The organism is Ruegeria hyattellae (genome assembly GCF_041537925.1).
GTDB lineage: Bacteria > Pseudomonadota > Alphaproteobacteria > Rhodobacterales > Rhodobacteraceae > Ruegeria_C.
Map to the genome: position 1 here is coordinate 504,714 of NZ_JBGOSH010000001.1, position 25,325 is coordinate 530,038.

At 61.0% G+C, this 25,325-nt stretch carries 27 protein-coding genes; 14 read left to right on the plus strand and 13 right to left on the minus strand.

Annotated features, from left to right (window positions below; translation table 11 throughout):
• Nucleotides 1–80 precede the first annotated feature (80 nt).
• From AB1E33_RS02455 to AB1E33_RS02465, 3 genes are all read right to left on the minus strand, one after another.
• On the minus strand, nt 81–488 hold the full coding sequence (locus AB1E33_RS02455) for a DUF6636 domain-containing protein (RefSeq protein ID WP_372575661.1): 408 nt from the start codon (nt 486–488) through the stop codon (nt 81–83).
• Between the two features lie 96 nt (nt 489–584).
• Nucleotides 585–1,715, minus strand: coding sequence for a tRNA guanosine(34) transglycosylase Tgt (gene tgt, locus AB1E33_RS02460; RefSeq protein ID WP_372575662.1), 1,131 nt, complete (start codon nt 1,713–1,715; stop codon nt 585–587).
• Between the two features lie 69 nt (nt 1,716–1,784).
• The gene (locus AB1E33_RS02465; RefSeq protein ID WP_372575663.1) at nt 1,785–2,696 is read right to left on the minus strand and encodes a nucleoside hydrolase; all 912 of its coding nucleotides are present in this window, start codon (nt 2,694–2,696) and stop codon (nt 1,785–1,787) included.
• Nucleotides 2,697–2,901: 205 nt separating this feature from the next.
• On the opposite strand from AB1E33_RS02465, the gene AB1E33_RS02470 reads away from it, so the two are divergent.
• Complete coding sequence (locus AB1E33_RS02470; protein WP_372575664.1) at nt 2,902–3,795, plus strand: SPFH domain-containing protein; 894 nt, start codon at nt 2,902–2,904, stop codon at nt 3,793–3,795.
• On the plus strand, nt 3,792–4,070 hold the full coding sequence (locus AB1E33_RS02475) for an NfeD family protein (RefSeq protein WP_372575665.1): 279 nt from the start codon (nt 3,792–3,794) through the stop codon (nt 4,068–4,070). The genes AB1E33_RS02470 and AB1E33_RS02475 overlap by 4 nt, the downstream gene beginning before the upstream one ends.
• 51 nt (nt 4,071–4,121) lie before the next feature.
• Here AB1E33_RS02475 and AB1E33_RS02480 read toward each other — a convergent pair whose 3' ends face one another.
• Entirely contained in the window at nt 4,122–4,304 is a 183-nt protein-coding gene (locus AB1E33_RS02480) for a hypothetical protein (protein ID WP_372575666.1), read from the minus strand.
• A 182-nt stretch (nt 4,305–4,486) separates the two neighbouring features.
• Here AB1E33_RS02480 and AB1E33_RS02485 point away from each other — a divergent pair, with 182 nt between their 5' ends.
• Together AB1E33_RS02485 and AB1E33_RS02490 are read left to right on the plus strand one after the other, a co-directional pair.
• A complete protein-coding gene (locus AB1E33_RS02485; protein ID WP_372575667.1) occupies nt 4,487–4,849 on the plus strand; it encodes an SUF system Fe-S cluster assembly protein in 363 nt (120 codons plus the stop codon).
• Nucleotides 4,850–4,984: 135 nt separating this feature from the next.
• Entirely contained in the window at nt 4,985–5,350 is a 366-nt protein-coding gene (locus tag AB1E33_RS02490) for a HesB/IscA family protein (protein WP_372575668.1), read from the plus strand.
• Between the two features lie 3 nt (nt 5,351–5,353).
• On the opposite strand, the gene AB1E33_RS02495 is transcribed toward AB1E33_RS02490, so the two are convergent.
• A complete protein-coding gene (locus AB1E33_RS02495; protein ID WP_372575669.1) occupies nt 5,354–6,634 on the minus strand; it encodes a tetratricopeptide repeat protein in 1,281 nt (426 codons plus the stop codon).
• 169 nt (nt 6,635–6,803) lie between these two features.
• Here AB1E33_RS02495 and tpiA point away from each other — a divergent pair, with 169 nt between their 5' ends.
• Together tpiA and AB1E33_RS02505 are read left to right on the plus strand one after the other, a co-directional pair.
• Nucleotides 6,804–7,553 carry a triose-phosphate isomerase gene (gene tpiA, locus AB1E33_RS02500; RefSeq protein WP_372575670.1) on the plus strand — a complete coding sequence of 250 codons (750 nt, stop codon included), beginning with the start codon at nt 6,804–6,806 and terminating at the stop codon, nt 7,551–7,553.
• 130 nt (nt 7,554–7,683) lie between these two features.
• Entirely contained in the window at nt 7,684–8,316 is a 633-nt protein-coding gene (locus tag AB1E33_RS02505) for a class I SAM-dependent DNA methyltransferase (protein WP_372575671.1), read from the plus strand.
• Nucleotides 8,317–8,319: 3 nt separating this feature from the next.
• Here AB1E33_RS02505 and AB1E33_RS02510 read toward each other — a convergent pair whose 3' ends face one another.
• From AB1E33_RS02510 to AB1E33_RS02540, 7 genes are all read right to left on the minus strand, one after another.
• Nucleotides 8,320–9,195, minus strand: coding sequence for a DMT family transporter (locus tag AB1E33_RS02510; protein WP_372575672.1), 876 nt, complete (start codon nt 9,193–9,195; stop codon nt 8,320–8,322).
• A gap of 118 nt (nt 9,196–9,313) precedes the next feature.
• Complete coding sequence (locus AB1E33_RS02515; RefSeq protein WP_372575673.1) at nt 9,314–10,690, minus strand: TRAP transporter large permease; 1,377 nt, start codon at nt 10,688–10,690, stop codon at nt 9,314–9,316.
• Entirely contained in the window at nt 10,690–11,367 is a 678-nt protein-coding gene (locus AB1E33_RS02520; RefSeq protein ID WP_372575674.1) for a TRAP transporter small permease, read from the minus strand. Before AB1E33_RS02520 ends, AB1E33_RS02515 begins: the two co-directional genes overlap by 1 nt.
• Nucleotides 11,368–11,474: 107 nt before the next feature.
• The gene (locus AB1E33_RS02525; protein WP_372575675.1) at nt 11,475–12,470 is read right to left on the minus strand and encodes a DctP family TRAP transporter solute-binding subunit; all 996 of its coding nucleotides are present in this window, start codon (nt 12,468–12,470) and stop codon (nt 11,475–11,477) included.
• 353 nt (nt 12,471–12,823) lie between these two features.
• On the minus strand, nt 12,824–13,039 hold the full coding sequence (locus tag AB1E33_RS02530; protein WP_372575676.1) for a hypothetical protein: 216 nt from the start codon (nt 13,037–13,039) through the stop codon (nt 12,824–12,826).
• 241 nt (nt 13,040–13,280) lie between these two features.
• A complete protein-coding gene (locus AB1E33_RS02535) occupies nt 13,281–14,510 on the minus strand; it encodes a sigma-54-dependent transcriptional regulator (protein ID WP_372575677.1) in 1,230 nt (409 codons plus the stop codon).
• On the minus strand, nt 14,507–16,240 hold the full coding sequence (locus tag AB1E33_RS02540) for a sensor histidine kinase (protein ID WP_372575954.1): 1,734 nt from the start codon (nt 16,238–16,240) through the stop codon (nt 14,507–14,509). The genes AB1E33_RS02535 and AB1E33_RS02540 overlap by 4 nt, the downstream gene beginning before the upstream one ends.
• Before the next feature lie 49 nt (nt 16,241–16,289).
• Between AB1E33_RS02540 and AB1E33_RS02545 the strand changes: the two genes are divergently transcribed.
• Nucleotides 16,290–17,471, plus strand: coding sequence for a cytochrome P450 (locus tag AB1E33_RS02545; protein ID WP_372575678.1), 1,182 nt, complete (start codon nt 16,290–16,292; stop codon nt 17,469–17,471).
• 7 nt (nt 17,472–17,478) lie between these two features.
• Here AB1E33_RS02545 and AB1E33_RS02550 read toward each other — a convergent pair whose 3' ends face one another.
• Nucleotides 17,479–17,940 (minus strand): Lrp/AsnC family transcriptional regulator, encoded by a 462-nt coding sequence (locus tag AB1E33_RS02550; RefSeq protein ID WP_249712470.1) that lies wholly within the window; start codon nt 17,938–17,940, stop codon nt 17,479–17,481.
• A gap of 141 nt (nt 17,941–18,081) precedes the next feature.
• On the opposite strand from AB1E33_RS02550, the gene cobA reads away from it, so the two are divergent.
• The 7 genes from cobA to AB1E33_RS02585 all read left to right on the plus strand — a co-directional run bounded on the left by cobA (nt 18,082) and on the right by AB1E33_RS02585 (nt 25,078).
• Nucleotides 18,082–18,858: a uroporphyrinogen-III C-methyltransferase gene (cobA, locus tag AB1E33_RS02555; protein ID WP_372575679.1), complete on the plus strand. Its 777-nt coding sequence runs from the start codon at nt 18,082–18,084 to the stop codon at nt 18,856–18,858.
• Nucleotides 18,858–19,172, plus strand: coding sequence for a DUF2849 domain-containing protein (locus AB1E33_RS02560; protein ID WP_372575680.1), 315 nt, complete (start codon nt 18,858–18,860; stop codon nt 19,170–19,172). The genes cobA and AB1E33_RS02560 overlap by 1 nt, the downstream gene beginning before the upstream one ends.
• 83 nt (nt 19,173–19,255) lie before the next feature.
• Nucleotides 19,256–20,920, plus strand: coding sequence for a nitrite/sulfite reductase (locus tag AB1E33_RS02565; RefSeq protein ID WP_372575681.1), 1,665 nt, complete (start codon nt 19,256–19,258; stop codon nt 20,918–20,920).
• The gene (locus AB1E33_RS02570; RefSeq protein ID WP_372575682.1) at nt 20,910–21,671 is read left to right on the plus strand and encodes a phosphoadenylyl-sulfate reductase; all 762 of its coding nucleotides are present in this window, start codon (nt 20,910–20,912) and stop codon (nt 21,669–21,671) included. Before AB1E33_RS02565 ends, AB1E33_RS02570 begins: the two co-directional genes overlap by 11 nt.
• The gene (locus tag AB1E33_RS02575; RefSeq protein ID WP_372575683.1) at nt 21,668–22,075 is read left to right on the plus strand and encodes a DUF934 domain-containing protein; all 408 of its coding nucleotides are present in this window, start codon (nt 21,668–21,670) and stop codon (nt 22,073–22,075) included. The genes AB1E33_RS02570 and AB1E33_RS02575 overlap by 4 nt, the downstream gene beginning before the upstream one ends.
• Before the next feature lie 108 nt (nt 22,076–22,183).
• Complete coding sequence (locus AB1E33_RS02580; protein ID WP_372575955.1) at nt 22,184–23,014, plus strand: ferredoxin--NADP reductase; 831 nt, start codon at nt 22,184–22,186, stop codon at nt 23,012–23,014.
• A 138-nt stretch (nt 23,015–23,152) separates the two neighbouring features.
• On the plus strand, nt 23,153–25,078 hold the full coding sequence (locus AB1E33_RS02585) for a calcium-binding protein (RefSeq protein ID WP_372575684.1): 1,926 nt from the start codon (nt 23,153–23,155) through the stop codon (nt 25,076–25,078).
• Nucleotides 25,079–25,325 lie beyond the last annotated feature (247 nt).

Sequence of the window (25,325 nt, forward strand, 5' to 3'; positions counted from 1 at the left end):
GGCAAAACCCCGCCATTCGGGACCGCGGGCGGGGTGATCCGCGCACCGCGTGGGAGCGTCGTCCCTCAGTCCCCCAAAAATCAAAAGACCGACTGCACCGCGCGCGACAGAAAAAACCCGTGACCATCCAGATTGCGACAATCGAGCCCCTTGCGCGAAGAATGGCAGGTAAACCCACCAAACTGGCCAGTAATGCCATATTCGGCCCGATCAAATCCGTCCCTGTTGTGACTGAGCGGCGCGCAAAGCATCTGAACCGGGCCGGTGTCATACATCAGAAAACTGTGCCCCCAATCCGAGGCACAGCTTGCCGGGCGCGGCAATGCAGGCGGCCCGTGACGTTGAATGATCGTGCATTCCAGGTCCGAAGTACTGGCCCCCTCGCCCACCACGCATTGAATGTTTTCCGATGGGGTCTCAAAGGTCCAGACGTCCGCCAAAACCGGTGTGGCAAGAACCGAAATACAAACAGACAAAATGCGAAACATGCTGCCCCTCCAAAAAAGGCACTCTAAAAACACCAGCTGAAATTCACAGCCAGTCTAACCGGGGATCGCGTATTTGTCACTCTGGGCGCCGCGCGCTTACAGCGGATTGATATCGCCTTGCGCGCGCTGGTCGTGAAAACCCGCCTGCCAAGCCTCGAAGCTGCCCGCCGCGATGGCGTCGCGCATGGCCGCCATGATCTCCTGAAAGTAATGCAGGTTGTGCCAGGTCAGCAGCATACCCGAGATCATCTCGTTGGCGCGAAACACGTGGTGCAGATAGGCGCGCGAATAGTGCGAACAGGCCGGGCAGGTGCAGGCCTCGTCCAACGGGCGCGGGTCGTCGGCATGCCGGGCGTTCTTGATGTTCACTACGCCAAACCGCGTGAACACCTGCCCGGTGCGGCCCGAGCGCGACGGCAGCACGCAATCCATCATGTCGATGCCCCGCGCCACTGCGCCCACGATATCGTCAGGCTTGCCCACCCCCATCAGATAGCGTGGCTTGTCCTTGGGCAGCATATCTGGCGCATAGTCGAGGCAGTCGAACATTGCCTCCTGCCCCTCGCCCACCGCCAGACCGCCCACCGCATAGCCGTCAAAACCGATCTCGCGCAGGGCCCCGGCGCTTTCCTCGCGGAAATCCCGCTCCAGCCCGCCCTGCTGGATACCAAACAGCGCATGGCCGGGCCGGTCGCCAAACGCATCGCGCGACCGCTGCGCCCACCGCATCGAAAGCCGCATGCTTTCCGCGATCCGGTCGCGGTCGGCGGGCAGCGCCGGGCATTCGTCGAAACACATGACAATGTCCGAGCCCAAGAGCCGCTGAATCTCCATCGAGCGTTCCGGCGTCAACTCGTGCTTCGATCCGTCGATATGGGATTTGAAGGTCACGCCCTTTTCCGTCAGCTTGCGCAGACCAGCCAGCGACATCACCTGAAATCCGCCGGAATCGGTCAGAATGGGCCGATCCCAGTTCATGAATTTGTGCAGCCCACCCAGCCGGTCGATGCGCTCGGCGGTGGGGCGCAGCATCAGGTGATAGGTGTTGCCCAGCAGGATGTCGGCACCGGTGGCACGCACGCTTTCCGGCATCATCGCCTTGACCGTCGCCGCCGTGCCCACCGGCATGAAGGCGGGTGTGCGTATTTCGCCACGCGGCGTCACAATCACTCCGGTCCGGGCCTTGCCATCACTGGCGTTCAACTGAAACGAAATTCTGTTGGTCATATCTGCGCTCCGGACCGCTCAACCGGGCGGGATGTGCCCGATCAGCCCCGCCAATGCAAGGGCACCGCTTCAGTGCAGCGATGCGATCCTGCTGGTCAGCAATTGCATGACCGCCTGCGTGTCCATGTCCCGGCAGACCGAGATCGGCGGGCGATCTTCGGCAGGTTCGGTCGCGCCTGCGCGGTCCCCGTCAATGGGCACACGGATACCACTTTCAACCGTTTCGAAAAGCTGCGGATGGGTGCAGGCCACTACGGCGGTCGGGTCCTGCAAGCCGCAGCCATCAATCCCCAGGGTGACACAAAAGAAGTTCAGATGCGATTGCACCGCCCGGTTCAGAAATCCGCCCACCATCGGCGATGCCGCCGACAGAACCGCGAAATCCGCGATCCCGTAAAGCGGTTTAAGCGTCACATCCAGCCCAACGAGCGTAATCGGCAAACCCGAGGCAAACACCGCGTCCGCAGCAAGCGGATCGCTCAGCATGTTGGCCTCGGCTGCATCGGTGGCGTTTCCAGGTCCCCCTACCGACCCACCCAGCACGATCACCCGGCCCGGCATCTGTGCAAATTCTGGGTCCAGCTGCAACGCCTCAGCAATATTGGTGAGTGGCCCCAGCGAAACGATGGTCAGGTTGTCGCCATGCTCGCGCGCCATGCGCAGCAGGAAGGCAGCGGCAGACTCGGGGTGTTCGGCCCCCAGATCGGGAATTTCGGTCACATCGCCAAACCCTTCGCTGCCATGCAGATGCCCGGAGGGCTGGAATTGCGCCACCCCTAGAGGTGCTTCGGCCCCACGCGCCACCGGAATGTCGAGCTTGAGCAGATCGGCCAAGTAGCGTGCGTTGCGGCTGGCATGGGAAATATCAACATTACCGTAGATCGTGGTCAATCCGACCAGATCGATTTCGGGCGCAGCGGCGGCATAGGCGATGGCAAGCGCATCATCAATGCCGGGATCGGTATCGAGAATGACCTTCATGCCGCAACCTACGACAGGACACACCATTCTCAAACCCTGATTTTGGGTATTCAACGCAAATAAACGCTATATGTAGACTTGGTGCAGATCATTGGCAAAACACGGTTAGGACTTGAAGCAACCGCGAAACCCGCCATACCTGTCTTGAAATCGGCCGACTCAACCCTCAAATGTATACCATAGTACACAAAAATTAGGAGCCACAATGTCAGAAGACGCGATCCTCGAACTGGTTTCGTCCAATATCCTTTATCTGCTGGCTGCAATCCTGATCGTCCTGGTGGTCTTCAAGGGCATCAAGATCGTGCCGCAATCCGAGAAATACGTGATCGAACGCTTTGGCCGGCTGCATTCGGTGCTTGGGCCGGGGATTAATTTTATCGTTCCATTTCTAGATGTTGCACGTCACAAGATATCCATTCTCGAACGCCAGCTGCCAAACGCGACACAGGACGCGATCACCAAGGACAACGTGCTGGTGCAGATCGACACTTCGGTCTTCTACCGCATTCTGGAACCGGAAAAGACCGTCTATCGCATCCGCGAGGTGGACGGCGCCATTGCCACCACCGTGGCCGGTATCGTGCGCGCCGAGATTGGTAAAATGGATCTGGACGAGGTGCAATCAAACCGTTCGCAACTGATCACCCGCATTCAGGAAAGTGTGGAAACTGCCGTCGATGACTGGGGGATTGAGGTGACGCGGGCCGAGATTCTCGACGTCAATCTCGACCAAGCCACCCGCGACGCGATGCTGCAGCAGCTTAACGCCGAACGCGCCCGCCGCGCGCAAGTGACTGAAGCCGAGGGCATGAAACGCTCGGTCGAGCTGCAGGCTGATGCCGAGCTTTATGCCGCAGAACAAAGCGCCAAGGCCCGCCGGGTTCAGGCCGACGCCGAGGCTTATGCGACCGAGGTCGTGGCCCGCGCGATCAAGGATCACGGCATCGAGGCGGCGCAATATCAGGTCGCGCTGAAACAGGTTGAGGCGCTGAACGCGCTTGGCCATGGCGATGGCAAGCAAACCATCGTCCTGCCCGCCAACGCACTGGAAGCCTTTGGCGACGCGTTCAAGATGCTGAAAGGAGGCCGGTCGTGATCCTTGACTTAGTGCTGCTCTGGTGGGTCTGGATTGCGTTTGCGCTGGTGCTTGTCATACTCGAGATCGCCATTCCCGGCTTTATTTTCCTGGGCTTTGCCATTGGTGCCGCAATCACCGGGCTGCTGGTTTTGTTCTCGATCTTCACCATGGGGGCCGCGGTTCTGCTGCTTATCTTTGCCGGGCTGTCTCTGGTGGCTTGGCTTGGCCTGCGTCATTTCTTCGCCCTGCCCACCGGGCAAGTGAAAAAATTCGATCGCGACATCAACGACTGAAAAACCCGCGACCAATCGGGTCGCGGGTTTCAATCATGAGTGGTGCGCGAATCAGCCCTGATGCGGCCCGCGCATGCTGATGATTGCACGGCGCACCGCCTTCCAGTCCTGCGCCTCGGCCTCTTGGCCCTTATCCTTGCAATCCTGTATTTTCCGGGCGATCTCGGCCTCGGCCTTGGGCCCCTGCGCGGTATAAAGCGCGCGTGCATATTCCGTTGTTTTGATCATATCCATCGCAGTTGGTCCTCCCGCTTTGGTTCTGCGCTGCGTGTGTCATCCCTCGCGCGGGACCACCTTAGCACGAAAATCACCTGCCTTGCATACGGGGAATACCGGAGGGTGTGACAACGCGCCTCCTCTGGACGCCCCGCCCCGCTTTCCCTATATAATCACTCAAGTTAGAAACCGAGGCCCGAATGACCAACACCAACGAACATATGGAAGGTGCGCCTCTGATAGCGCCCTCATCCGTTGGCCACCCGCTTTATGAGCCGGTGGTCGAGGCCTGCCGATCCGTCTATGACCCTGAAATCCCGGTCAATATCTATGAACTGGGGCTGATCTACACGATCGACATAAACGACCAGAACGAGGTCAGGGTGATCATGAGCCTGACCGCACCGGGCTGTCCGGTGGCCGGTGAGATGCCGGGCTGGGTGGCCGAGGCGATCGAACCGCTGGCCGGGGTCAAGCAGGTCGAGGTGGAACTGACCTGGGAGCCGCCCTGGGGAATGGAAATGATGTCGGATGAAGCTCGGCTGGAATTGGGCTTCATGTGAAGAGACGCATGCAACCCATTGATCGGGATGCGTTAATAGAAATTCGAACTTACGGCGTGCCTGATGTGGCGAGGCCCCCTTGAGACGGGGCCACAGACAGCCTAGATTCGGTGTGACGCGCAAACGGAGACTTTCATGTTCGGTATTCCCGGCAAACAGGCGGTGACGATGACACCGCGCGCCGCAGAGCAGATCGCCAAACTGATGGCCAAGGGCGGGCATTCGGGCCTGCGCATTGGTGTCAAGAAAGGCGGCTGCGCGGGCATGGAATATACCATGGATTACGTTGACGCGCCGGAATCGCATGACGAGGTGGTGGAACAGGACGGCGCGCGCGTGCTGATCGCGCCGATGGCACAAATGTTCCTATTCGGCACCGAGATCGACTATGAGGTCTCGTTGCTGGAATCGGGGTTCAAGTTCAAGAACCCCAACGTGGTGGATGCCTGCGGCTGTGGTGAGTCGATCAAGTTCGACGAAAGCCTGCCCGCGACCAAATAACGCTCATTGAAACGCGGCGACCGGTGGCGTGTCGGCCAGAACCGGGCGGCGTGTCAACAGGCTGCGCCGGGCCTCGCCAGTCCGGCCAAGTTTCAGCAATATATTCACATAGGTCAGCTCCAACAGGTCTCGCTGCGCCCGGCTGCCGCCGAGCCGTTCGGTCCGCGCCATCGCTTGTGTCAAATCACTGAGCGCTCCGGTCCAATCCTCGCGCGCGATTCCGCCCCAGGCCCGGGCGACGGGTCGCACCAGATCACCCGCAAAGCCCTTGGCGGTTTCGGCGATCTTCGCCAGGCGCGCGCCTTCGCCCGCCATCGCATGCGCCAATGCCGCGTGCATATCGGCAAAGCTCTGACCGGTTTCCGGAAAGCACTGCGCGGCATAGTCGCTAAGCCGCGCCCAGCGGTCCGGATCAACGGCCAGACCCGCAATCTGCGCGCGGTAAAGGATCGCCGCCGTATCCGTCAGCACGTTGATGGGCAGCCCCTTGGCCGCTCCCGGCGCGACACCGGTATCGACGGCCTGCCACATGGCATCGGTATCGCCCGCATGCAGCGCCCAGAGCGCACAATGCCAACTGAGATGTCCATGCAGCACGGCGCGGTCGTCATAATTCTCAAGCCAGGTCCCCAGATAAGCGCGCCCCGCTTGCGTTTCGCCCGCCTCATACTGCGCATGGGCCTTGAAGTGCGACCCGTTCGCATTCCTCGGGTTCAGTGCCAGCGCCTTTTCCATCAACTGCATCGACGCCTCGATCTGCCCGGTCTCGCAGAGCGACACGGCATGGACCGACATCATCCACCAATCCTCGCCGTAATAGGGCAACAGGGCCGAAGTATAGGCCAGCAATTCAGCCTCGCGCCCGACCTCGCCGGAAAACCCGATCAGGCCGAAGACATTGGTACAAAGCTGTGCAACGAGCGCGTCGCGCGGATAGGTCTGCACATGGGCCAGCACCGCTGCGCGGGCCTCAGCCGGTTTGCCCGCGAGCAACAAGGCAAGCGCTGCGATATGCTGGCGTTCCCGGTCAGTGCTGCGACCGTCCAGCTCTGTCGCTTTTGCCAGCGCGGCCTTGGCGTCTCCCATCCGAGCTTCCATCATCAGCGCTCGCGCCAGCGCTGCATGACCCAGTGCAAAATCCGGATCAGCCACGACCGCCTCCCGGAACTCATCCGAAGCACCGAAATTCGCCCCCAGAAACAGCGCAGCACCCCTGTCATAGTGATCGCGCGCCGCCGCAGACCCGGTCGAAAGATCGTTTCCGTAGCTGTCCGTCATTCCCATCGATCGCACCCCCTCTTCAGTATTCCCCAATTTCCACCCTAGGCGCTGCAACGCTCTTTGCACACTCCCCCTTGCGCAGGCCCGGGCAATCGGGATCACTCAATTGTTTCGCCGTGCAGGGAGTGCTATCGGAGAGGTGACAAAGTTCAATAAGGCAACGGGGACAGGCATGCGGCGGAAACTGGCGGCGGGAAATTGGAAAATGAACGGCACAGGCGACAGCCTGAGCGAGCTTTCGGCACTTGCCGAAGGCCATCCCTCTGCGTCTGTGGACATCCTGATCTGCCCGCCCGCGCCCCTGCTGTCACGCGCGGCAGCGGTGGCCTCTGGCAGTGCCGTTACCGTTGGCGGACAGGATTGCCATGCCGCAGCGTCAGGGGCGCATACCGGAGATATCAGCGCGGCGATGCTGGTGGATGCGGGGGCGGGATCGGTGATCCTTGGCCATTCCGAGCGGCGCCAGGATCATGGTGAAAGCGATGGCGATGTGCGGACCAAGACCGAGGCGGCAACCGCTGCCGGTCTGATCGCAATCGTCTGCGTTGGAGAGAGTCTGGACCAACGCGAGGACGGGCAGACGCTGGATGTGATCGGCGCGCAGATGGAAGGCTCGGTGCCGGATGGGATGACGGCGGACAGGCTGGTGATCGCTTATGAACCGATCTGGGCCATCGGCACCGGCAAGGTGCCAACGCTGGAGCAGATCGGCGAAGTGCATGATTTCATGCGCGAACGGCTGACGGCGCGATTTGGCGAGGCGACGGCCTCCGGCGTCCGGCTGCTCTATGGCGGATCTGTCAAACCGAGCAACGCGACAGAGATTTTCGCCGTTAGCAATGTCGACGGTGCACTTGTTGGCGGGGCCAGCCTGAAAGCAGCCGATTTCTCACCTATCATCGCAGCACTCGAGTCCGCCTGACAGGCAGGCCTTGCCCGGCGGGTCCAAAGACATGTGCAGGCAACGACAGAAGGCTCTGCACTAAACTCGTCACTGGACGCGTGTCGGACCCGAGGCATATGTTTGGGTATCTCAGCGATGCGGAACAGCCGTGCCCCCTGCCCTTGCCCGCCCAACCCTATCCCAGCTCTATGCGCGCCACGCAGCGCGCTGGCATCATTCGATCACCCACCTCGGATATCCAGAAGCTTATGCTCTGCTTGCGGAAACCGACATGGCAGCGCGCCAAAGACCACCGCGATACGTGTTGGATGCAGGATGTGGCTCCGGGGCCTTTGCCGAGCAAGTCGTCGCGCGCGGCTCCACACCAACGCATCTTACGCTTCTGGATCCATCGCAGGAGATGTTGGAGCAGGCCCGTAAGCGCGAGTGGCGCGAAACACCTGATACCGTATCCGGAAGGTTGGAGGACATCAGCGCATTGCCGAGACTCTATGACACCGTCCTATGCGCCCATGTTCTCGAGCATACCGCCGATCTCGAGACCTCCATGAATCAACTAGCACAGGCGCTGACCCCCGGTGGCAGTCTGCTGCTAGCGGTCAGCAAACCGCATTGGTGCACGGCACTTTTGCGTTGGCGCTGGGGGCACAAGGCTTATCGACCCGAAGACATATGCGCGGCGTTGGCGCGGGCAGGACTGACCGGGATCAACGCGATCCGCTTCGTCAAAGGCCCGCCCTCACGCACGAGCTGTGGCTATCGGGCGGTCAAACCGGTCTGAAGGTCACTCTGCCTTGCTGACACTGGTCAGGATCACCGCCAGCACGATCATCGCTGCGCCGATCAAGCCAGCGCCTGTGATCTCGGCTCCCAGAAACAGCCCCGCGTTCACAAATGTGAAGACCACCGACAGCGCGAACATCAGGGTGGCCGACAGGGTCGAGACGCGCGCGGCAGCCTCATACCACAGGTAATAGGCCAGCGCCGTCGGCAACACGCCCAAAAGGATCAGGAACAGGCCGTCCCGGGCGCTTGGCATCACCGGGTCGATCAGGCCCAGCGGTACCATCAGGATGCCCGCGCAGAGGAAGATGCCGAAGAGGAAGTTCAGCCTCTCGGGCGTGGAACTCGTCTCCTGCATCGCCCGGCTGCTTGAGATCAGGAACACCGCCCAGCTGAGCCCTGCGGCAATCTCCAGAAGATCACCGGTAAAGCGTGTGCCGCCGGTCTGGAAATCCGGCAGAACGGTGAGCGCCACGCCTGTGACGGCAATGGCGGTGGCCAGCAGATCGCGCCACCCCACCGGGGCCTTGGCGAAGAAATAGAGAAAGATCAAAACGAAGATCGGCGCGGTGTTTTCCAGCACCATCGCATTGGCCGCGCCGGTGCGTTCCAGCCCGATATGGAAGAAGATGTAATTCACCACGGTGGACAGCACCGCCAGCCGGAAATTCCAGTCGCGCAGGTTGATCGACACGCCCGCACCCAGCACCCGCAGGATGACATAGATTGCCGCAGCGGCGATGAAGAGGCGCATCACGGCGATCTGCAGTCCGCCCATATCGCTGGTCAGATAGCGCACGATGACGCTGTGCATGCCCCAGAAAAACGCCGCGAGCAGACCAAAAAGCAAACCCCGATTTGTCGTTGCAGCTTGCATGGCAAGCCCCTTCTGTCACCGCCTGGCTGTGCGGCCATCACACCTCGGCGCGCGGTCATGCAGCAACAAAAAGGCCGGATGGGCGTACCATTCCGGCCTCTTTAGATGGCAAGCGATGCTATTGCGTCACGATCTCCGGTCCCATGAAAGTGTTGGGCAGGAAGGTGGAGATCCACGGAATATACGTGACCATGATCAGGAAGACGAAGAGGACCGCAAGGAACGGCAAGGCCGCCCGCACCACCGCCATCATCGGCATCCCCGCCACGCCGGAGGTCACGAACAGGTTCAAACCGACCGGCGGCGTGATCATCCCGATCTCCATGTTGACCACCATGATGATGCCTAGATGGATCGGATCGATGCCCAGCTCGATGGCAATGGGAAAAACCAGCGGGGCGACGATGACCAGAAGGCCCGAGGGCTCCATGAACTGACCGCCGATCAGCAGGATCACATTGACCACCACCAGGAACATGACCGGGCCGAAGCCTGCCGACAGCATGGCGCTGGCGATCTGTTGCGGCACCTGCTCGTCGGTCAGCACATGTTTCAGGATCAGCGCATTGGCGATCACGAAGAGCAGCGTCACCGTCAGCTTGCCCGCCTCGAACAGCGTGTGCTTGGTATCGGGATGGAACAAGGCCGTCACCAGCGCGATCGGTTTGCGCATCAGCGACAGGTTCTCTGTCTCTCCTTCTGTGCTGAGCGGGCCCATGTCCTTGTAGACAAAACTCGCGATGAAAAAGGCGTAAACGGCGGCCACGGCAGCAGCCTCGGTCGGGGTGAAGATCCCACCATAGATGCCGCCCAGAATAATCACGATCAGGAACAAGCCCCAACCTGCCTCGCGGGCAGAGGTAAAGACCTCGCCCCAGCCTTTCCAGTCGCCCTTGGGCAGGTTCTTGACCTTGGCCATCACATAGATCGTGACCATCAGCATCAGGCCCGCCGTCAGGCCGGGAATGACCCCGGCAAGGAACATCCGGCCCACTGACACCTCGACGGCTGCCGCATAGACCACCATAACGATGGAGGGCGGAATCAGGATGCCCAAGGTGCCCGCGTTACAGATGACACCGGCAGCAAAGTCTTTTGAATAGCCCACCTGCCGCATCCCCGCGATCACGATGGACCCGATGGCGACCACAGTGGCCGGGCTCGACCCGGAAAGCGCGGCAAACAGCATACAGGCAAAGACGCCCGCAATGGCCAGCCCCCCAGGCAGATGCCCGACACAGGCGATCGAGAAACGGATGATCCGCCGCGCCACGCCGCCGGTGGTCATGAAACTGGAGGCAAGGATGAAGAACGGAATCGCCAGCAGGGTGAAGTGGCCCTCAAATGCCTCGAACAGCGTGCCTGCGACCGAGGCCAGCGAGCTGTCGGAGTAGATCAGCAGAAAGATCGTGGAACTCAGGCCGAGCGAAATCGCGATAGGCACGCCGATCAGCAGCAGGCTGATGACCATGCCAAAAAGAATGACAACTTCCATCAGTCCTGCCCTCCCTGCTGCTGGCGCACTTCTTCCAGCTCGTCCTCGACCTCGTGGCTGGCGACGATCCGGTCGGTCTCACCGCGCCATATGGCGAAGGCGGCCTGAGCAAAGCGGATCACCAAGAGCAGCATGGAGATCGGCAGAACGATGTAGGGAACAACCTTGGGCAGCTTCTCATAGGCCTCGTCATAGTTGATCGCGCCTTCCAGCCAGCGCAGCCATTCGACCATGGGAACGTCCTGCACTTCGTAGAAACTTTGCGAGCGGGCCGTCAGGTCCAGCCCTGTGGGAAACCATCGGCCCGAGGTGGGCGGCAGGTCGGCAAAGACGGCCCAGTAGTCATAGGCCCCCTTGAGCATCAGCAGCGAGAACAGCAGACAGCAGCCGACCGAGATAAGCGCCAGGATACGGCGCGGTGCGGGGCTGAGCATGTTGAGGATGGCATCCACGCCCAGATGCGCGTGTTTCTTCACCGCGTATGACGCGCCCAGCAACACCAGCCAGGCGAACATGAACACTGTCAGTTCCAGCGCCCACAGGATGTTGGAATTGAAAACGAACCGCGCGATCACATTGGCGAATGTCACCGCTGTCATCAGACCCAGAAGCACCGCGATCACGGTCTCCTCGATCTGGTCGATGAAACCGGATGGGCCGGCAGTCGAACCAGACATTATGATGTCCCCGATTATTTATGTGTTATGTGGCAGGCCCGTTTGGGACCTTGCGGGGCGCAGCGCCGAACACTCCCCAGTATCGGCGCCGCGCTTGGTGCGCCGGATCAGAACCCGGCGTTGATCGCCTGTGCGGCGTCGATCTTGTCCTGACCGACGTCATCCGAGAACTTGTCCCAGACAGGCTTCATTGTATCGACCCAGGCCTGACGCTGCTCGGGGTTCAACTGGCGAATAATGCCACCCGCATCAGTGATCGAGGCCTTGGCTGCTTCGTTCACCGCAAAGGCTTCTTTGTTCCGCTGCTCGGACACTTCGGACAGGATGGTCAGGAACTGTTCACGCACTTCGGGGTCCAAGCTGTCGAGCCAGTCCACCGAGGTCACGACCAGATAGTCGATGATGCCGTGATTGGTCTCGGTGATGCCATCCTGCACCTCAAAGAACTTTTTGCCGTAGATGTTGGACCAGGTGTTTTCCTGCCCATCCACGACGCCCTGTTGCAGCGCGCCATAGACCTCGGAGAAGGCCATTTTCTGCGGGCTGCCACCGATGGCTTCCATCTGGGCAACCAGAACGTCGGAGCTTTGGACGCGGAACTTCAGGCCGTCGGCATCAGTGGGTTCCACCAGCGGCGTGTTGGCCGACATCTGCTTCATGCCATTGTGCCAGAAGGCCAGCCCTTGAAGGCCCCGCCGCTGCATGCTGTCCAGCATCGCCTGACCGTCATCAGAGGCCTGGAAGGCATCCACGGCATCGATATTGACGAACATGAAGGGCAGATCGAACAGGCGGAACTGTTTGGTGAATTTCTCGAACTTGGACAGCGACGGCGCGGCAAGCTGCACATCGCCCTGCAGCATCGCCTCCAGTACCTTGTTGTCGTTATAGAGTGTGGAGTTCGGATAGACCTCCATGCACATGGTGCCATTCATCTCGTCATTGACGCGTTGCTCAAGCAGCGAGGCGGCGATGCCCTTGGGGTGTTTGTCGGTATTGGTCACGTGGGCGAATTTCACCACGATCTCGCCATCGTCGCAGGCTGCAAACGCAGCGGTGGCGGTCAGTGCCAACGCGGTGGCGGCGGTTGCCAGAAATTTCATTTGGTCTCCTCCTGTTTCTTTGCTTGGGTCAGAGGCACAACTCTGATCGCGTTTGAGTGAAACCAATCCCCGACCCCCGCTCAACCCCGCGAAATTCCGAGAAGCAAAAATCAGTTTTTCCAGGCATATTCAGTATATTACACGACACGCTGAAGGTGTTTCAAAGATGGGCGTTTGCCGGTTGTGCGGATTTTCGCACAGACCAGACCCTGCTTGTGCGGATTTCCGCACATTCCCGACATCCACCTTGGCTCAGCGATTCGACCCCAGAGAGGAATACAAACCCTTCGGTCATCATCGGGGATCGGGGATCGGGCATGGACCATTTTCAAACGGGAACGCCCGTAGCGCGGTCAGTTAGTTCCGCCATCAGACAGCTCTTCACAGTCCCTCCGACCGATGCCGCCGCCGTTCAAGGTTTCAGCGAGGGCGGATTGGAATGCCGCGTGCGCATCCACATTTTGGAACGCTTCCAGAAATCCCTTCAGCTCCTCAACATAATTGGTCTGCGGGTTGAGACAGCCGCCGGCCATATCGCTCAGAACCTGCTGTGGGGTGCGGTCAGCCATGTCACGGGTCTTCATCAATTGGTTGCACGGCGGGTCTTTTCGGCAGGACCGGCTATGCGATCGGATTGGGGAATGCGTCACAAGACGCAAGGTGCCATCGTCAAGCAGATCATAAATGGATCTGCAATTGCTGTCGGCCCCCAGGTTGCGTCAACGCAGGCGTCTTTCTGGCCCTTCTTCTTTTTTGCGTTTCACGCCCTGCACCGAGGTCTGCCAATTCGGGCCCAGCACATCAGCGCCTTCAGCGCCGGAAGGTTTCAGGGCGGATCGCGTATTTGGCCAGCTTGTCATAGAAGGTCTTGCGCGGCAACTTCAGTGCCTGCGCCGCTTGCGCCGCCTTGCCATTGTGCCTCCCAAGGGCTGCAACCAGCAAAGACCGTTCCACCCGCGCCATCTGTTCGGCAAGTCCAAGTTCAGCGGCCTGCGCCACATCCTCGGGCATACCCAGCACAAAACGCATCGCAGCCGACATCAACGAGCGGGCGTTGCCCGGCCAGTCCTGCGCCATAAGTGCTGCCAGATGATCCGGCGTGATCTCGGGTGGCTCGATCCCTGCTTGCTCGGCGGCCTGCGCCACATAGTGCCGGAAGATCACCGGGATATCGTCGGGCCGCTCGGACAGTGCGGGAATGCGGACGCCCATCCCGTCGAGCCGGTAGAAAAGCTCGGGGTTGAAGCGACCTTCCTCGGCCAAAGCGGCCAGATCGGCGGTCGTGCCCGCGATCAACCGCGCGCCCATCCCCTGTTCGATCATCTCAAGGGCGGCATATTGCGTCGGTCCCGGCAAGGCCGAAACCTCATCCAGAAACAGAGAACCACCCGCTGCATCACTTACCGCGGCACCAAGATCGTCGGGCGTCAGATCCGCAGCAGAGCGTTTCATGAAGGGACCCTGCGCGGTGGCGGACATCAGATGTACCACCTCGGCCACCTTGGACACCCCGCTGCCCGGCGGGCCGGTCACCAACACCTCGGCCTCAGTTGTCGCCACACCGCGCACCCGGGCGCGCAGAGCTTCGGCCTGTTGCGAGGAACCAAAGAGCATCCGTGCCGCCGGGTCGCCGGTTTCCAACTGCCGTTTCAAGGCCCGGTTCTCTAAGACCAGCGCCCGGGTTTTCAGCGCGCGTTCCAACACCGCGACTAGATCTGCCGGCGCGCAGGGTTTTTCCAGAAAATCAAACGCCCCCTGCCCCATGGCGCTGACCGCAGTGGGAATATCGCCTTCGCCGGTAAGCAGGATCACCGGAAGTTCCGCGTCGATCTCGCGCGCATAGGTCAGCAGGTAGAACCCATCGCGACCCGGCATGCGGATATCAGAGACGATGACGCCCTGAAAACCGGGCGTAATATGATCCTTGGCCGCCACGAAAGACCCCGCCGTGATCGCCTGAAAATCGCTGAGCTCCAGCGTCTGGCCAAGCGCCTCGCGCACGGCGGCGTCGTCATCGACCAGCAGAACGGAGCGGATCATGCGGCTTTTTCCTCTGTGAACCGATCAAGCTCGACGGTGAACATCGCACCACTGTCGGTATTGGCACCCCGGATATTACCGCCGAAGCTTTGCACCAGACCATAAGAGATTGACAGGCCCAGCCCCATCCCCTCAGAGGACCCGACGGCCTTGGTCGAGTAGAACGGCTCGAATATCTTTTCGGGGTCTTCGATCCCCGGGCCGGTGTCGCGGATCGTGACGGTCAACTTATCACTCTCTTCGATCCGGATGCTGATCCGGCGCAGCTTCCGCCCGGCCATGGCGTCGACAGCGTTGTTGATGAGGTTCACAAAAACCTGCACCAGCCGCACTTCCCCCCCCCAGGCCGGGACCGGTGCAGATGGCGGCGCCCAATCAAGCGCAACACCGTCATGGGTCAGCCGAGCGGCACTCAGATCCACCGCCGTTTCGATGACCTGAACCAGATCGACCCGCCCCATCGGCTCGCTTTCATTGCGGGCAAAAGCGCGCAGGTTTTTGATGATCCGCGCCATGCGCTTGGCCATTTGCGCAATCCGGCCAAGGTTCTCGCCCGCCTTTTCCGATTTACCCCGATCCAGAAAGGCCGCGCCGTTGTCGGCGAATTGCTGAATCGCCATCAGCGGCTGGTTCAGCTCGTGACTGATCCCCGCCGACATCTGGCCTAGCGCACTGAGCTTGCCGGCCTGCACCAGTTCGGCCTGCGCCCGTTTCAGCGCGGCCTCGGCGTCTTGCCGCTCGACCACTTCGCGACGCAATTGGGTATTGGCCTCTGACAACGCCTGGGTGCGCTCGGCCACCCGGCTTTCTAGCACGGCGTTGGCCTCGGCCAAGGTGCGGCGACGCTCGGTGGCGAGAAACAGCAGCGCCCCGAAGGCTAGGCAGATCGCAGCAACGGCCGCTGCCTGAAGCCAGGCCAATCGCCGCGCCGGGGCCAGATCAACGACCACTTCGCCGCTCATGCCGATGACCGGCAGATCCTGCACCAGATGCAGCGCGTGGCGTGGCAGGTAAGGACCCCAGTCCAGTGTCCAGATCTCGAAACTGCCCAACAGATCAGTGTCGAAGGCGCGCGGCGGCCCCTTGGCGGGTTGCAAGCCAGCATCCCCCCCATCACGCCGCCAGAACAGCAATTCGGGCCGGTTGGACATGAAAACCTCGCCCGCCTCATCCACGAACAGGACAGCTGGAGAGCTGCCGCGCCAGTCGAACTCGGTATTATCGATATCGACCACAACCACCAGAACGCCCCGCACCTTGCCATCCGGTCCGAAATCAGGCGCGGCGTAGTAGAACGCCCGCTGATCAAAGGGCGCGATCACCCCGTGATCACTGCCCAGCGCGCCTTGCAGGGCCCGCTCGAAATAGGGCGCACCGCTGAGCGTTTGGAGGCTCGGGTCGCGCGCCGACACCAGCACGCGGCCCGTACGGTCCGCATACATTACATCCAGTGCCGAGGTCTTGTCGGCCACATCCAGCAACAGGTCGCGCGCGGCGTCGCGGCCTCCGGGCAGGTCGAGATATTCCAGCGCCGGATGTTCGGCCATCAGCACAGCAGTTTCCTGATAGCGCTGCAATTGCGCGCTGAGCCGGTCGCTGGCCAGCTTCAGATCGGCCTCGGCGCGCTCGGCCAATTGCCCGACAGCCTGCCGGTAACCATAGGTCCAGACCCCGGTGGCCAGCAGACTCACCAGAAACCCGAAACCGACGATGATCCAAAGCCTTCGCATCGTCCATAGGGTCTTGCATTGCGCGCAGCGCAAGGCAAGGGTGCGCGCGATGAAGATATGCCACCAAAGCCCCACCGACCCCGCCTTCGTGCAGGACCCCTACCCATTCTACGCCCGGATGCGCGCCGCAGGTCCGCTGGTATACTGGGAGGAGTATGGCAAGGTCGCCGCCTTCAGTCACGATGCCGTGCAGACCTTGCTGAAGGATCGCCGCTTCGGGCGGGAAATGCCACCGGAGCTGGCGACCGAAGGCCCCGACCATCTGGCCCCCTGGCTGGCGGTTGAGGCGCATTCGCTGCTCGATGCCGAACCCCCGCGCCATACAAGGCTGCGCGCTCTAGTGATGCGCGCCTTCACATCACGCGCGATCAGCGACCTTGCACCGGGGATCGAGGCGCTGTGCAATGACCTGATCGATGCATGTCCAGAGGACGATTTCGATCTGCTCGAGGCTTATTGCACCCAGGTGCCTGTGATCACCATCTGCCGGTTGCTGGGCGTGCCCGAGGCGATGGCGCCTGACCTGCTGCGCTGGTCGCATGCAATGGTGGCAATGTATCAGGCGGGCCGCACCCGCACGACCGAGGATGCGGCGGCGCAGGCCGCGACCGAGTTCACCGGTTTTCTGCGCGGTTATGTGAGCGAACGCCGCAACGACCCGCGCGACGATCTGATCACCCGCCTGATCGCCGCCGAAGAAGAAGGCACCAAACTGTCAACCGACGAGTTGATCGGCACCTGTATCCTGCTGTTGAATGCCGGGCACGAAGCGACCGTGCATGCCATCGCCAACGGGGTGAAGACCCTGCTTGAAACCGGAACCGACCCGGCGGTGCTTGCACCCGATGCCATCGACCGCACCGTCGAAGAGATCATGCGTTATGACCCGCCGCTGCATATGTTCTCTCGTTACGCCTATGAAGAGGTGACGGTCTTTGGCAATAGGTTCCAACGCGGCGACGAGGTTGCGCTGCTACTGGGCGCGGCCAATCGCGATCCGGCGAATTGGGAGCGCGCAGAGAGTTTCGACCCGACGCGCGCTATCCGCACCAATACGGGTTTTGGCGGCGGGCTGCATTTCTGCGTCGGCGCGCCACTGGCCCGGCTTGAGATGCGCATCGCCCTGCCGATCCTATTTGCACGTTGCCCCAACCTACGTTTGACTGAACCACCGACCTATTCCGACAGCTACCATTTCCACGGTCTCACCAGGCTGATGGTTCAGCGCTGAAGCGCGGTCAAAGCGGTAGCATGGTGGTGGATTTGATCTCTTCCATCGACAGAAGCGCTGTGACGTTATGCACCCGCACCTCCGAGATCAGCGCCTGATAGAACGCGTCATAGGCGCGGGCGTTCCTTACGCGCACTTTCAGTATGTAGTCGATATCGCCCGCCAGCCGGTGCGCCTCCTGCACTTCGGGGCGGTCTTGCAGCGCTTTCAGGAAGGCGTTCTGCCATTCAGCCTCATGCTCCGAGGTGCGGATCAGCACGAAGAAACAAGCCTCGTAACCCAGCGCCTCGGCGTCAAGCAGAACCGTCTGCTGGCCTATCACGCCGGCCCCGCGCAGCTTGCGGATGCGATTCCAGACTGGCGTCTTGGAACTGCCCACCTGACTGGCAATCTCGTCCAGCGATTGACTGGCATCGCGTTGCAGTTCAGCCAGAATTTTCCGATCCGTGTCGTCTATGCGCACTGACATTCCTGTTTTTTCCTTCAATCGAAACCGGCATCCCGATTCCAGAGGCAGATGGGACGCTTGTTCTTATTTGCCGCACCATATGGCGGTCAGGTGGGAATATTTCCTATATTGAGGGTCACGTCAAATAGAACAGATCGACCCATGACCACGCAACTCGCAAACAGGACGGCAGGACAGATCGACTTTGTCGGTGCAGGCCCCGGTGATCCGGACCTTCTGACCGTCGCAGCTCTGCGCGCCTTCGAGGCGGCGGATGTGGTTTTGCATGACCGGCTGATCTCGGACGCGGTGCTGGCATTGGCAGGGCGAACAGCCCGGCTGGTCGATGTGGGCAAGGCCGGGTTCGGCCCGTCCTGGGATCAGGGCGACATCAACGACCTGCTGGTCGCCCACGGGCAGAACGGTGCCTATGTCGTACGGTTGAAATCCGGCGACCCGACAGTGTTCGGGCGTCTGGACGAGGAAATCGAGGCCGCCGAAGCCGCCGGGCTGAGCTGGCGCATCGTGCCGGGGATCACCGCCGCCTCTGCTGCCGTGGCCGGCATCGGCCAGAGCCTGACCCGGCGCGGACGCAATTCGTCGATCCGTTTCCTGACTGGCCACGACATGAAGGGCTTTGCCGATCACGACTGGGCCGCGCTGGCACGCGCGGGCGAAGTCGCCGCGATCTATATGGGCAAGAAAACCGCCCGCTTCATTCAGGGCCGCCTGATCATGCACGGCGCGGCGCGCAACACGCCGGTCACACTGGTCGAAAACGCCTCGCGCCCCGATCAGCGCGTGCTGAGCACCACGCTGGACCGTCTGCCCACCGATCTGGCGCAGGCCGGGATGAACGGCCCCGCCCTGACACTTTATGGCCTTGCCCCGCGACAGGCGGCGCAGGCCCTGACAGAATTCAACAAGGAGCATGCCTGATGGCCCGCGCTTTTACCCCAAAAGTCATCACCGCCAATGACCTGCTGGAAGGCGATGTAATCTATCTGACCGCCGACGATCGCTGGTCGCGCGACCTGGCCGAGGCCGAGCTGATCACCGATGAGGCGCATGCGCAACTGCGACTGCTGGATGCCGAAGCACAGGCAAGCAAGATCGTCGGCGCCTATCTGGCCGATGCCATCGCCGGAAGTGATGGCCCCGAACCCACGCACTTTAGGGAAGATTTCCGCCGTACCGGACCCTCCAACTACCGGCATGGCAAACAGGAAACTTCCCCGCAGCCCCAGGCCTGACAACAGGCCCCTTCTCTCCCCTTAAAAGGCCCCGGACCTGGGGCTGCACCAGGTAACCCAAGAATTCGCAAGGACAGCAAACGATGTATCGCTACTCCGAGTTTGACACCGCCTTCCTTACCGAACGCAACGCGCAGTTCCGCGCCCAGGTCGAGCGCCGCATTGACGGCTCGCTGACCGAGGATGAATTCAAGCCCCTGCGCCTGATGAACGGGCTCTACCTGCAACTGCACGCCTATATGCTGCGAGTGGCGATCCCCTATGGCACGCTAAATCCCGACCAGATGCGGCAACTGGCGCTGCTGGCGCAGAAGTGGGACAAGGGCTATGGCCATTTCACTACCCGTCAGAACATCCAGTACAACTGGCCCAAGCTGAACGATGTGCCTGACATGTTGGACGCGCTGGCCGAGGTTGGCCTGCATGCGATCCAGACCAGCGGCAACACCATCCGCAACGTGACCGCCGACCATTTTGCCGGTGCCGCCGCCGATGAGGTCGCCGATCCGCGCCCCTATGCAGAACTGCTGCGCCAATGGTCGACCGATCACCCGGAATTCCAGTTCATGCCGCGCAAGTTCAAGATCGCGATCACCGGCTCGGAAAACGACCGCGCCGTGATCAAGGCGCATGATATCGGTCTGCAACTGGTCGAGCGCGACGGCGTTCTGGGTGCCCGCGTGCTGGTGGGTGGCGGTCTGGGCCGCACCCCGATGATCGGCAAGGAGCTGAGCCCGTTTGTGGCCTTTGACGATCTGCTGGCCTATCTTGAGGCATCTGTCAGCGTCTGGAACCAGATCGGTCGCCGTGACAACAAGTACAAGGCCCGCATCAAGATCACCGTGCATGAGCACGGCATCGACGCCATCCGCGCCAAGGTGAACGAGCGCTTCCTGCAAGTGCGCCCGCAGTTCAAGGGCGCCGACATGGCGCTGCTGGAGGAGATCAAGACCCATTTCGCACCGCCCGCCTTCCGGGACGGCTCGGTCGCGGTGTTCAAGGACGCCTATCACCATGATCCGGTCTTCCGGTCCTGGGTGGACACCAACATCGCCGCCCACAAGCAGGACGACCATGCGATCGTGACGATCTCGCTCAAGAAACAGGGCGACACGCCGGGCGACGCCACTGCCGAGCAGATGCGTGTGATGGCCGATCTGGCCGAAGAGTTCGCTTATGGCGAGCTTCGCATCAGCCACGAGCAGAACGTAATCCTTCCGCATGTCCACAAATCCGACCTGCCCGCGATCCATGCGCGACTGAAGGAACATGCGCTGGCCACCGCCAATATCGGCCTGATCAGCGATATCATCGCCTGCCCCGGCATGGATTACTGCGCACTGGCGACGGCCCGCTCGATCCCGGTGGCGCAGCAGATCGCCAGCCGCTTCGAAGAATTGAAGCTGGAAAACGACATTGGCGAGCTGAAGATCAAGATCTCGGGCTGCATCAATGCCTGCGGGCATCACCATGTGGGCCATATCGGCATCCTCGGCCTTGACCGCGCAGGCGTGGAAAACTACCAGATCACCCTAGGCGGTGACGGTACCGAGACGGCTGCCATCGGCGATCGTACCGGGCCGGGCTTTGCCTATGACGAGATCGTGCCCGCGGTCGAACGTCTGGTGCATGCCTATCTCGACCTGCGCGTCCACGCGGACGAGACTTTCCTGCAAACCTATCGCCGACTGGGCATGGCGCCGTTCAAGGCGGCCCTCTACCCCGAGGCACAGGCCAATGCCGCTTGACGAGATCCAGACCGAACTGGGTCGTGATCGCAGCGCGCTGACCGAACGGGTTGGCGCGCTCAACGCCCGGTTCCGCCACCACAGCGCCCATGACGTGATGCATGGCGCGCTGCAGGAGGCCGAACACCTGGCGCTGGTCTCCAGCTTCGGGGCCGAGTCGGTGGTGCTGCTGCATATGGCAGCGGTGGTCGACAAGGACATACCGGTGCTGTTCGTGGACACGCAGTTGCTGTTCACCGAAACGCTGGTCTACCAGCAGGAGGTCAGCGAGCGGCTCGGTCTGCGCAATGTGCAGATCATCCGTGCGACGGATGAGGACGTGGCCCGCCAAGACCCCTATGGCGCGCTGCGGCTGCGGGACACTGATGCCTGCTGCACCCTGCGAAAGACGATCCCGCTGCAACGCGCGCTGTCGGGCTATGATGGCTGGATCACCGGGCGCAAACGGTTTCAGGCCGGCACCCGCGCCGCGCTCGACTTCTTCGAGGTCGAGGACGGCACCGGCCGGATCAAGGTCAACCCGCTGGCCCATTGGGCGCCCGAAGACGTGCGCGCCTATATGGACGAGAACCGCCTGCCCCGGCACCCGCTGGTGGCCAAAGGATACCCTTCGATCGGCTGTGCGCCCTGCACCTCGCCGGTAAAAGAGGGCGAAGACCCCCGCGCCGGACGCTGGCGCGATCAGAACAAGGAAGAATGCGGCATCCATTTTGTCGATGGCAAGATGGTGCGCGTCGGAGAGAAAACATGAATGTAATCGTTACTGACGAGGGGTTCGCCCCCGATGACTGGACCGACGGTTTTGTCACTCTGGAAGATGCCGCCAACGACGTCGTCGCGCTCGACGTCAGTTCGGATACCGACCCGGACGAGTTGTTCGACCGCTTGGGAGCCGCCAAGATGGTGCGGGTAGACTTCCCGTCTTTTGCCGACGGGCGCGGGTTTACCATCGCGCGCACCTTGCGGCTTAAAGGCTATGCCGGGCGTCTGCGCGCCAAGGGGCACGTGCTGGCCGACCAATACGCCATGGCGCGCCGCAGCGGGTTCGACGAGATCGAGATTGACCATACCCTTGCCAACCGCCAGCCCGAGGACCAATGGCTGGCCCGTGCCGACTGGCAAGACAACAATTATCAATCCCGCCTGCGCGGCTGAGCCCGCCAATCGCCAGCTTGTGACCGAAACGGGGCAAGAAGCCCCTTTTCCTGACGTGGATCAAAGATTAAACGGAGATGCCGGTCTAGCTGACTGGATAGTGAAATGATGACAGAGATGAAATCCGTGAGTGAAGCAACCGCCGTGAAGGCCCCTGTCCTGCCCGATGCACAGACCGTTCTGGATGTGAAGCACTGGACCGACAGCCTGTTCTCGTTCAAGGTGTCGCGCCCCGCCTCGCTGCGCTTCCGCTCGGGCGAGTTCGTGATGATCGGCCTGCTCGGCGACAACGGCAAACCGCTGCTGCGCGCCTATTCCATCGCCTCGCCAAGCTGGGACGAAGAGCTGGAGTTCTATTCGATCAAGGTGCAGGACGGTCCGCTGACCTCGAAGCTGCAGCACATAAAGCCCGGCGACCAGATCATCCTGCGGCCCAAGCCCGTGGGCACGCTGGTGCATGACGCGCTGCTGCCCGGCAAGCGGCTGTGGTTCTTTGCCACCGGCACCGGCTTTGCCCCCTTCGCCTCGCTGCTGCGCGAGCCGCAGACCTATGAGGATTACGACGAGGTCATCATCACCCATACCTGCCGCGAAGTGGCGGAACTGGAATATGGCCGCCGCCTGATCGAAGACATCAAGCAGGACGAGATGCTGGCCGAACTGATGGGTGCGGATTTCCACAAGAAGATCCGCTATTACCCCACCACCACCCGAGAAGAGAGCCCCCGGATGGGCCGTATCACCACGCTGCTCAAGGATGGCACCGTGTTTGCCGATCTGGGCATCGAGGGCATCGCGCCGGAAAGTGATCGCGCCATGGTCTGCGGCAGCCTCGCCTTCAACCATGACATCAAGGCGATCCTCGAAGAGTTCGGCCTGCGCGAAGGCGCCAATTCCGAGCCCAAGGAATTTGTGGTCGAGAAAGCCTTTGTCGGCTGACCGACACCAAAGCCGAATTTGCAGGAAGCCACGCCAATGCGCGTGGCTTTTTCATTGCAACCATAAGGCGCCATAAAATCGCCCAGATTCAATCGTTCCTGCAGAGATAGACGCGCATTGGCATCAGGGGGTTATCAGGTGGCTTTGGTTCTTGGCACAAAATTGGACGATACGCTTTCAGGCACGGATGGGATCGACACGATCCGCGGTTTTCGGGGCAACGACATTCTCAGCGGATTGGCGGGTAACGATCTGATCGCAGGCGGACACGGAAACGACACGCTTCAGTCGGGTGGCAATGGCGACACGCTGGAAGGTGGTCCGGGAAATGACCACATAGAGGTAACGTACATCGGGCCAACCCGGGTTTCCGGCGGCGCGGGAAAAGATGTCGTCGTCGTGGATGCTTCGGGTTTCGGATCAGCCTCAGTCAAACTCGTCGACTGGAAATACGATGAAGCCGAAGGAGTGACGGCGTCCGCGCATACCCAGGATGGCGGCCTTGCGCCTGCGGGCGGCGGAACCGGAACGTCACAGGGCTCCGCAAGTGAACCAGAAACCATTTTTGTCAAACTTGAACTGGTAGTGGCAACGGTGGGAGCAACTAACTTCAAGATGCTGGACATCGAGACCTTGCATGCCATCGGCGGCGGCGGTGACGATACGATCGAAGGTCTATGGGGCAACGACCTGCTCGTCGGCAATGATGGCAACGATGTCCTGCATGGAAACTTCGGTAGTGACACGCTGATCGGCGGTGAAGGAAACGATACTCTCTGGAGCGCCTCGGGTGACATGAGATTTCTGGGGGGCGCGGGTGATGACATTGTTGCTCTGTATCATGAGAGCCGTTTCGAACCGGGCCGCCAGTTTCTCGATGGCGGCACAGGTGCAGATCACCTCCTACTCGAAATCGACGATGACCAAGATCTCAACATGGCATTTATCCCGGGCAGGCGGTCAGAGATGTCCAACGGGATGGTCGTGAAGAACTTCGAGTATCTTGATCTTACCACCGGCGACGGGAACGACACGCTCAAGCTCGAGTTACACAACGCCAACGGCTACTATAATTGGAATGCTGGAGGCGGCGACAACTTTGCGATTGTCGATATTTCAGCCTTCTCGGGTGCAGTAGCGTTCTATGCCGACCTGGGCACCCGTGAGTTGCCGGAAGAGATTTTTGGTCCGGTCTGGTCCGGACCCAATATCGACTTCCACGGTGTGAGTCGGCTCAGACTCTACGGCAACGACGATGTGAACCATTTATACGGCAACTTGTCCCATGACTATCTGTTCGGAGCGGGTGGTGACGATCGTCTCGTTGGCGAAATCGGGGCCGACAGCCTGGATGGGGGCAACGGCAATGACGAACTGGATGGCGGAGCGGGCAATGATCTCCTGTCCGGTGGCAACCAAAATGACAGCCTGTTCGGCGGGCAAGGCAACGATGTGTTGCTGGGTGGAAATGGCGCTGACTGGCAAAGTGGCGGTGACGGAACGGACAGGCTTCAGGGAAATCAGGGAAATGACAGGCTCGCAGGCGGTGACGGGGCTGATACCGCCTATGGGGGAGACGGGACCGACGCTTTGGGCGGCGGTAGCGGGGACGATCATCTGGGCGGCGGCACCGGCGACGACAGGGTGTTCGGAGGGCTCGGTAACGATGTGATCTACGGCGGGTCGGGCGCAGATGTGCTGTTTGGCGGCAAGGACAATGACTCGATACAAGGCGGTCTTGGCAACGACACTCTGATCGGCGGGACTGGTAGCGACAGGCTGGCAGGTGGATCAGACAAAAATGTGCTGACCGGAGGAGCGGGTGTCGACTTTTTTGTCTACGCTGGGCGCAGTGGGCAGAATCGCATCACCGATTTCGAGATTGGCGTGGACAAGATTGACTTTTCCGAGATGTCGATCGGGTTTGACGATCTGGTCTTCTCGCAGCAGGACGGCTATGTGAGTATCCTATTGGACGATCCCGAGGCTCCTTCCAGAGCAATCTTCGAGGTGGCCGACCTGAACCTCGCGGATATCATGCAAGAGTCGCACTTCCTCTTCTAGAAGACACTTGCAATGTCTCAGAAAGGTGCTCGCAAGCCCCCTCGCCAGAGCCGTGTTGCACCTCCCCGCTACGCCAGATCAAAGGTGAAGCCCATTGATTGACGTGACGACGGCGTGTTGCGACGGCATCCCAATGGACAACGCAGAGGATCGGCTGAACACAATCCTCTAAACCACGACATCAAGACGATCCGCGAGAAGCCTAGCCTGCGCCAGAATGCCAATTCCGAACAAAAGGAGTTTGGGG

What these genes read in the sequence shown, in the direction of transcription:
- AB1E33_RS02550 (WP_249712470.1), bottom strand. Translation starts at nt 17,940, where the DNA reads ATGTCAGTGCGCATAGACGACACGGATCGGAAAATTCTGGCTGAACTG.
- AB1E33_RS02520 (WP_372575674.1), bottom strand. Translation starts at nt 11,367, where the DNA reads ATGTCTGGTTCGACTGCCGGCCCATCCGGTTTCATCGACCAGATCGAG.
- AB1E33_RS02495 (WP_372575669.1), bottom strand. Translation starts at nt 6,634, where the DNA reads ATGGGAATGACGGACAGCTACGGAAACGATCTTTCGACCGGGTCTGCG.
- AB1E33_RS02490 (WP_372575668.1), top strand. Translation starts at nt 4,985, where the DNA reads ATGTTCGGTATTCCCGGCAAACAGGCGGTGACGATGACACCGCGCGCC.
- AB1E33_RS02485 (WP_372575667.1), top strand. Translation starts at nt 4,487, where the DNA reads ATGACCAACACCAACGAACATATGGAAGGTGCGCCTCTGATAGCGCCC.
- tpiA (WP_372575670.1), top strand. Translation starts at nt 6,804, where the DNA reads ATGCGGCGGAAACTGGCGGCGGGAAATTGGAAAATGAACGGCACAGGC.
- AB1E33_RS02530 (WP_372575676.1), bottom strand. Translation starts at nt 13,039, where the DNA reads ATGGCTGACCGCACCCCACAGCAGGTTCTGAGCGATATGGCCGGCGGC.
- AB1E33_RS02545 (WP_372575678.1), top strand. Translation starts at nt 16,290, where the DNA reads ATGAAGATATGCCACCAAAGCCCCACCGACCCCGCCTTCGTGCAGGAC.
- AB1E33_RS02535 (WP_372575677.1), bottom strand. Translation starts at nt 14,510, where the DNA reads ATGATCCGCTCCGTTCTGCTGGTCGATGACGACGCCGCCGTGCGCGAG.
- AB1E33_RS02515 (WP_372575673.1), bottom strand. Translation starts at nt 10,690, where the DNA reads ATGGAAGTTGTCATTCTTTTTGGCATGGTCATCAGCCTGCTGCTGATC.
- tgt (WP_372575662.1), bottom strand. Translation starts at nt 1,715, where the DNA reads ATGACCAACAGAATTTCGTTTCAGTTGAACGCCAGTGATGGCAAGGCC.
- AB1E33_RS02470 (WP_372575664.1), top strand. Translation starts at nt 2,902, where the DNA reads ATGTCAGAAGACGCGATCCTCGAACTGGTTTCGTCCAATATCCTTTAT.
- AB1E33_RS02510 (WP_372575672.1), bottom strand. Translation starts at nt 9,195, where the DNA reads ATGCAAGCTGCAACGACAAATCGGGGTTTGCTTTTTGGTCTGCTCGCG.
- AB1E33_RS02480 (WP_372575666.1), bottom strand. Translation starts at nt 4,304, where the DNA reads ATGGATATGATCAAAACAACGGAATATGCACGCGCGCTTTATACCGCG.
- cobA (WP_372575679.1), top strand. Translation starts at nt 18,082, where the DNA reads ATGACCACGCAACTCGCAAACAGGACGGCAGGACAGATCGACTTTGTC.
- AB1E33_RS02455 (WP_372575661.1), bottom strand. Translation starts at nt 488, where the DNA reads ATGTTTCGCATTTTGTCTGTTTGTATTTCGGTTCTTGCCACACCGGTT.
- AB1E33_RS02570 (WP_372575682.1), top strand. Translation starts at nt 20,910, where the DNA reads ATGCCGCTTGACGAGATCCAGACCGAACTGGGTCGTGATCGCAGCGCG.
- AB1E33_RS02465 (WP_372575663.1), bottom strand. Translation starts at nt 2,696, where the DNA reads ATGAAGGTCATTCTCGATACCGATCCCGGCATTGATGATGCGCTTGCC.
- AB1E33_RS02565 (WP_372575681.1), top strand. Translation starts at nt 19,256, where the DNA reads ATGTATCGCTACTCCGAGTTTGACACCGCCTTCCTTACCGAACGCAAC.
- AB1E33_RS02575 (WP_372575683.1), top strand. Translation starts at nt 21,668, where the DNA reads ATGAATGTAATCGTTACTGACGAGGGGTTCGCCCCCGATGACTGGACC.
- AB1E33_RS02560 (WP_372575680.1), top strand. Translation starts at nt 18,858, where the DNA reads ATGGCCCGCGCTTTTACCCCAAAAGTCATCACCGCCAATGACCTGCTG.
- AB1E33_RS02525 (WP_372575675.1), bottom strand. Translation starts at nt 12,470, where the DNA reads ATGAAATTTCTGGCAACCGCCGCCACCGCGTTGGCACTGACCGCCACC.
- AB1E33_RS02540 (WP_372575954.1), bottom strand. Translation starts at nt 16,240, where the DNA reads ATGCGAAGGCTTTGGATCATCGTCGGTTTCGGGTTTCTGGTGAGTCTG.
- AB1E33_RS02580 (WP_372575955.1), top strand. Translation starts at nt 22,184, where the DNA reads ATGACAGAGATGAAATCCGTGAGTGAAGCAACCGCCGTGAAGGCCCCT.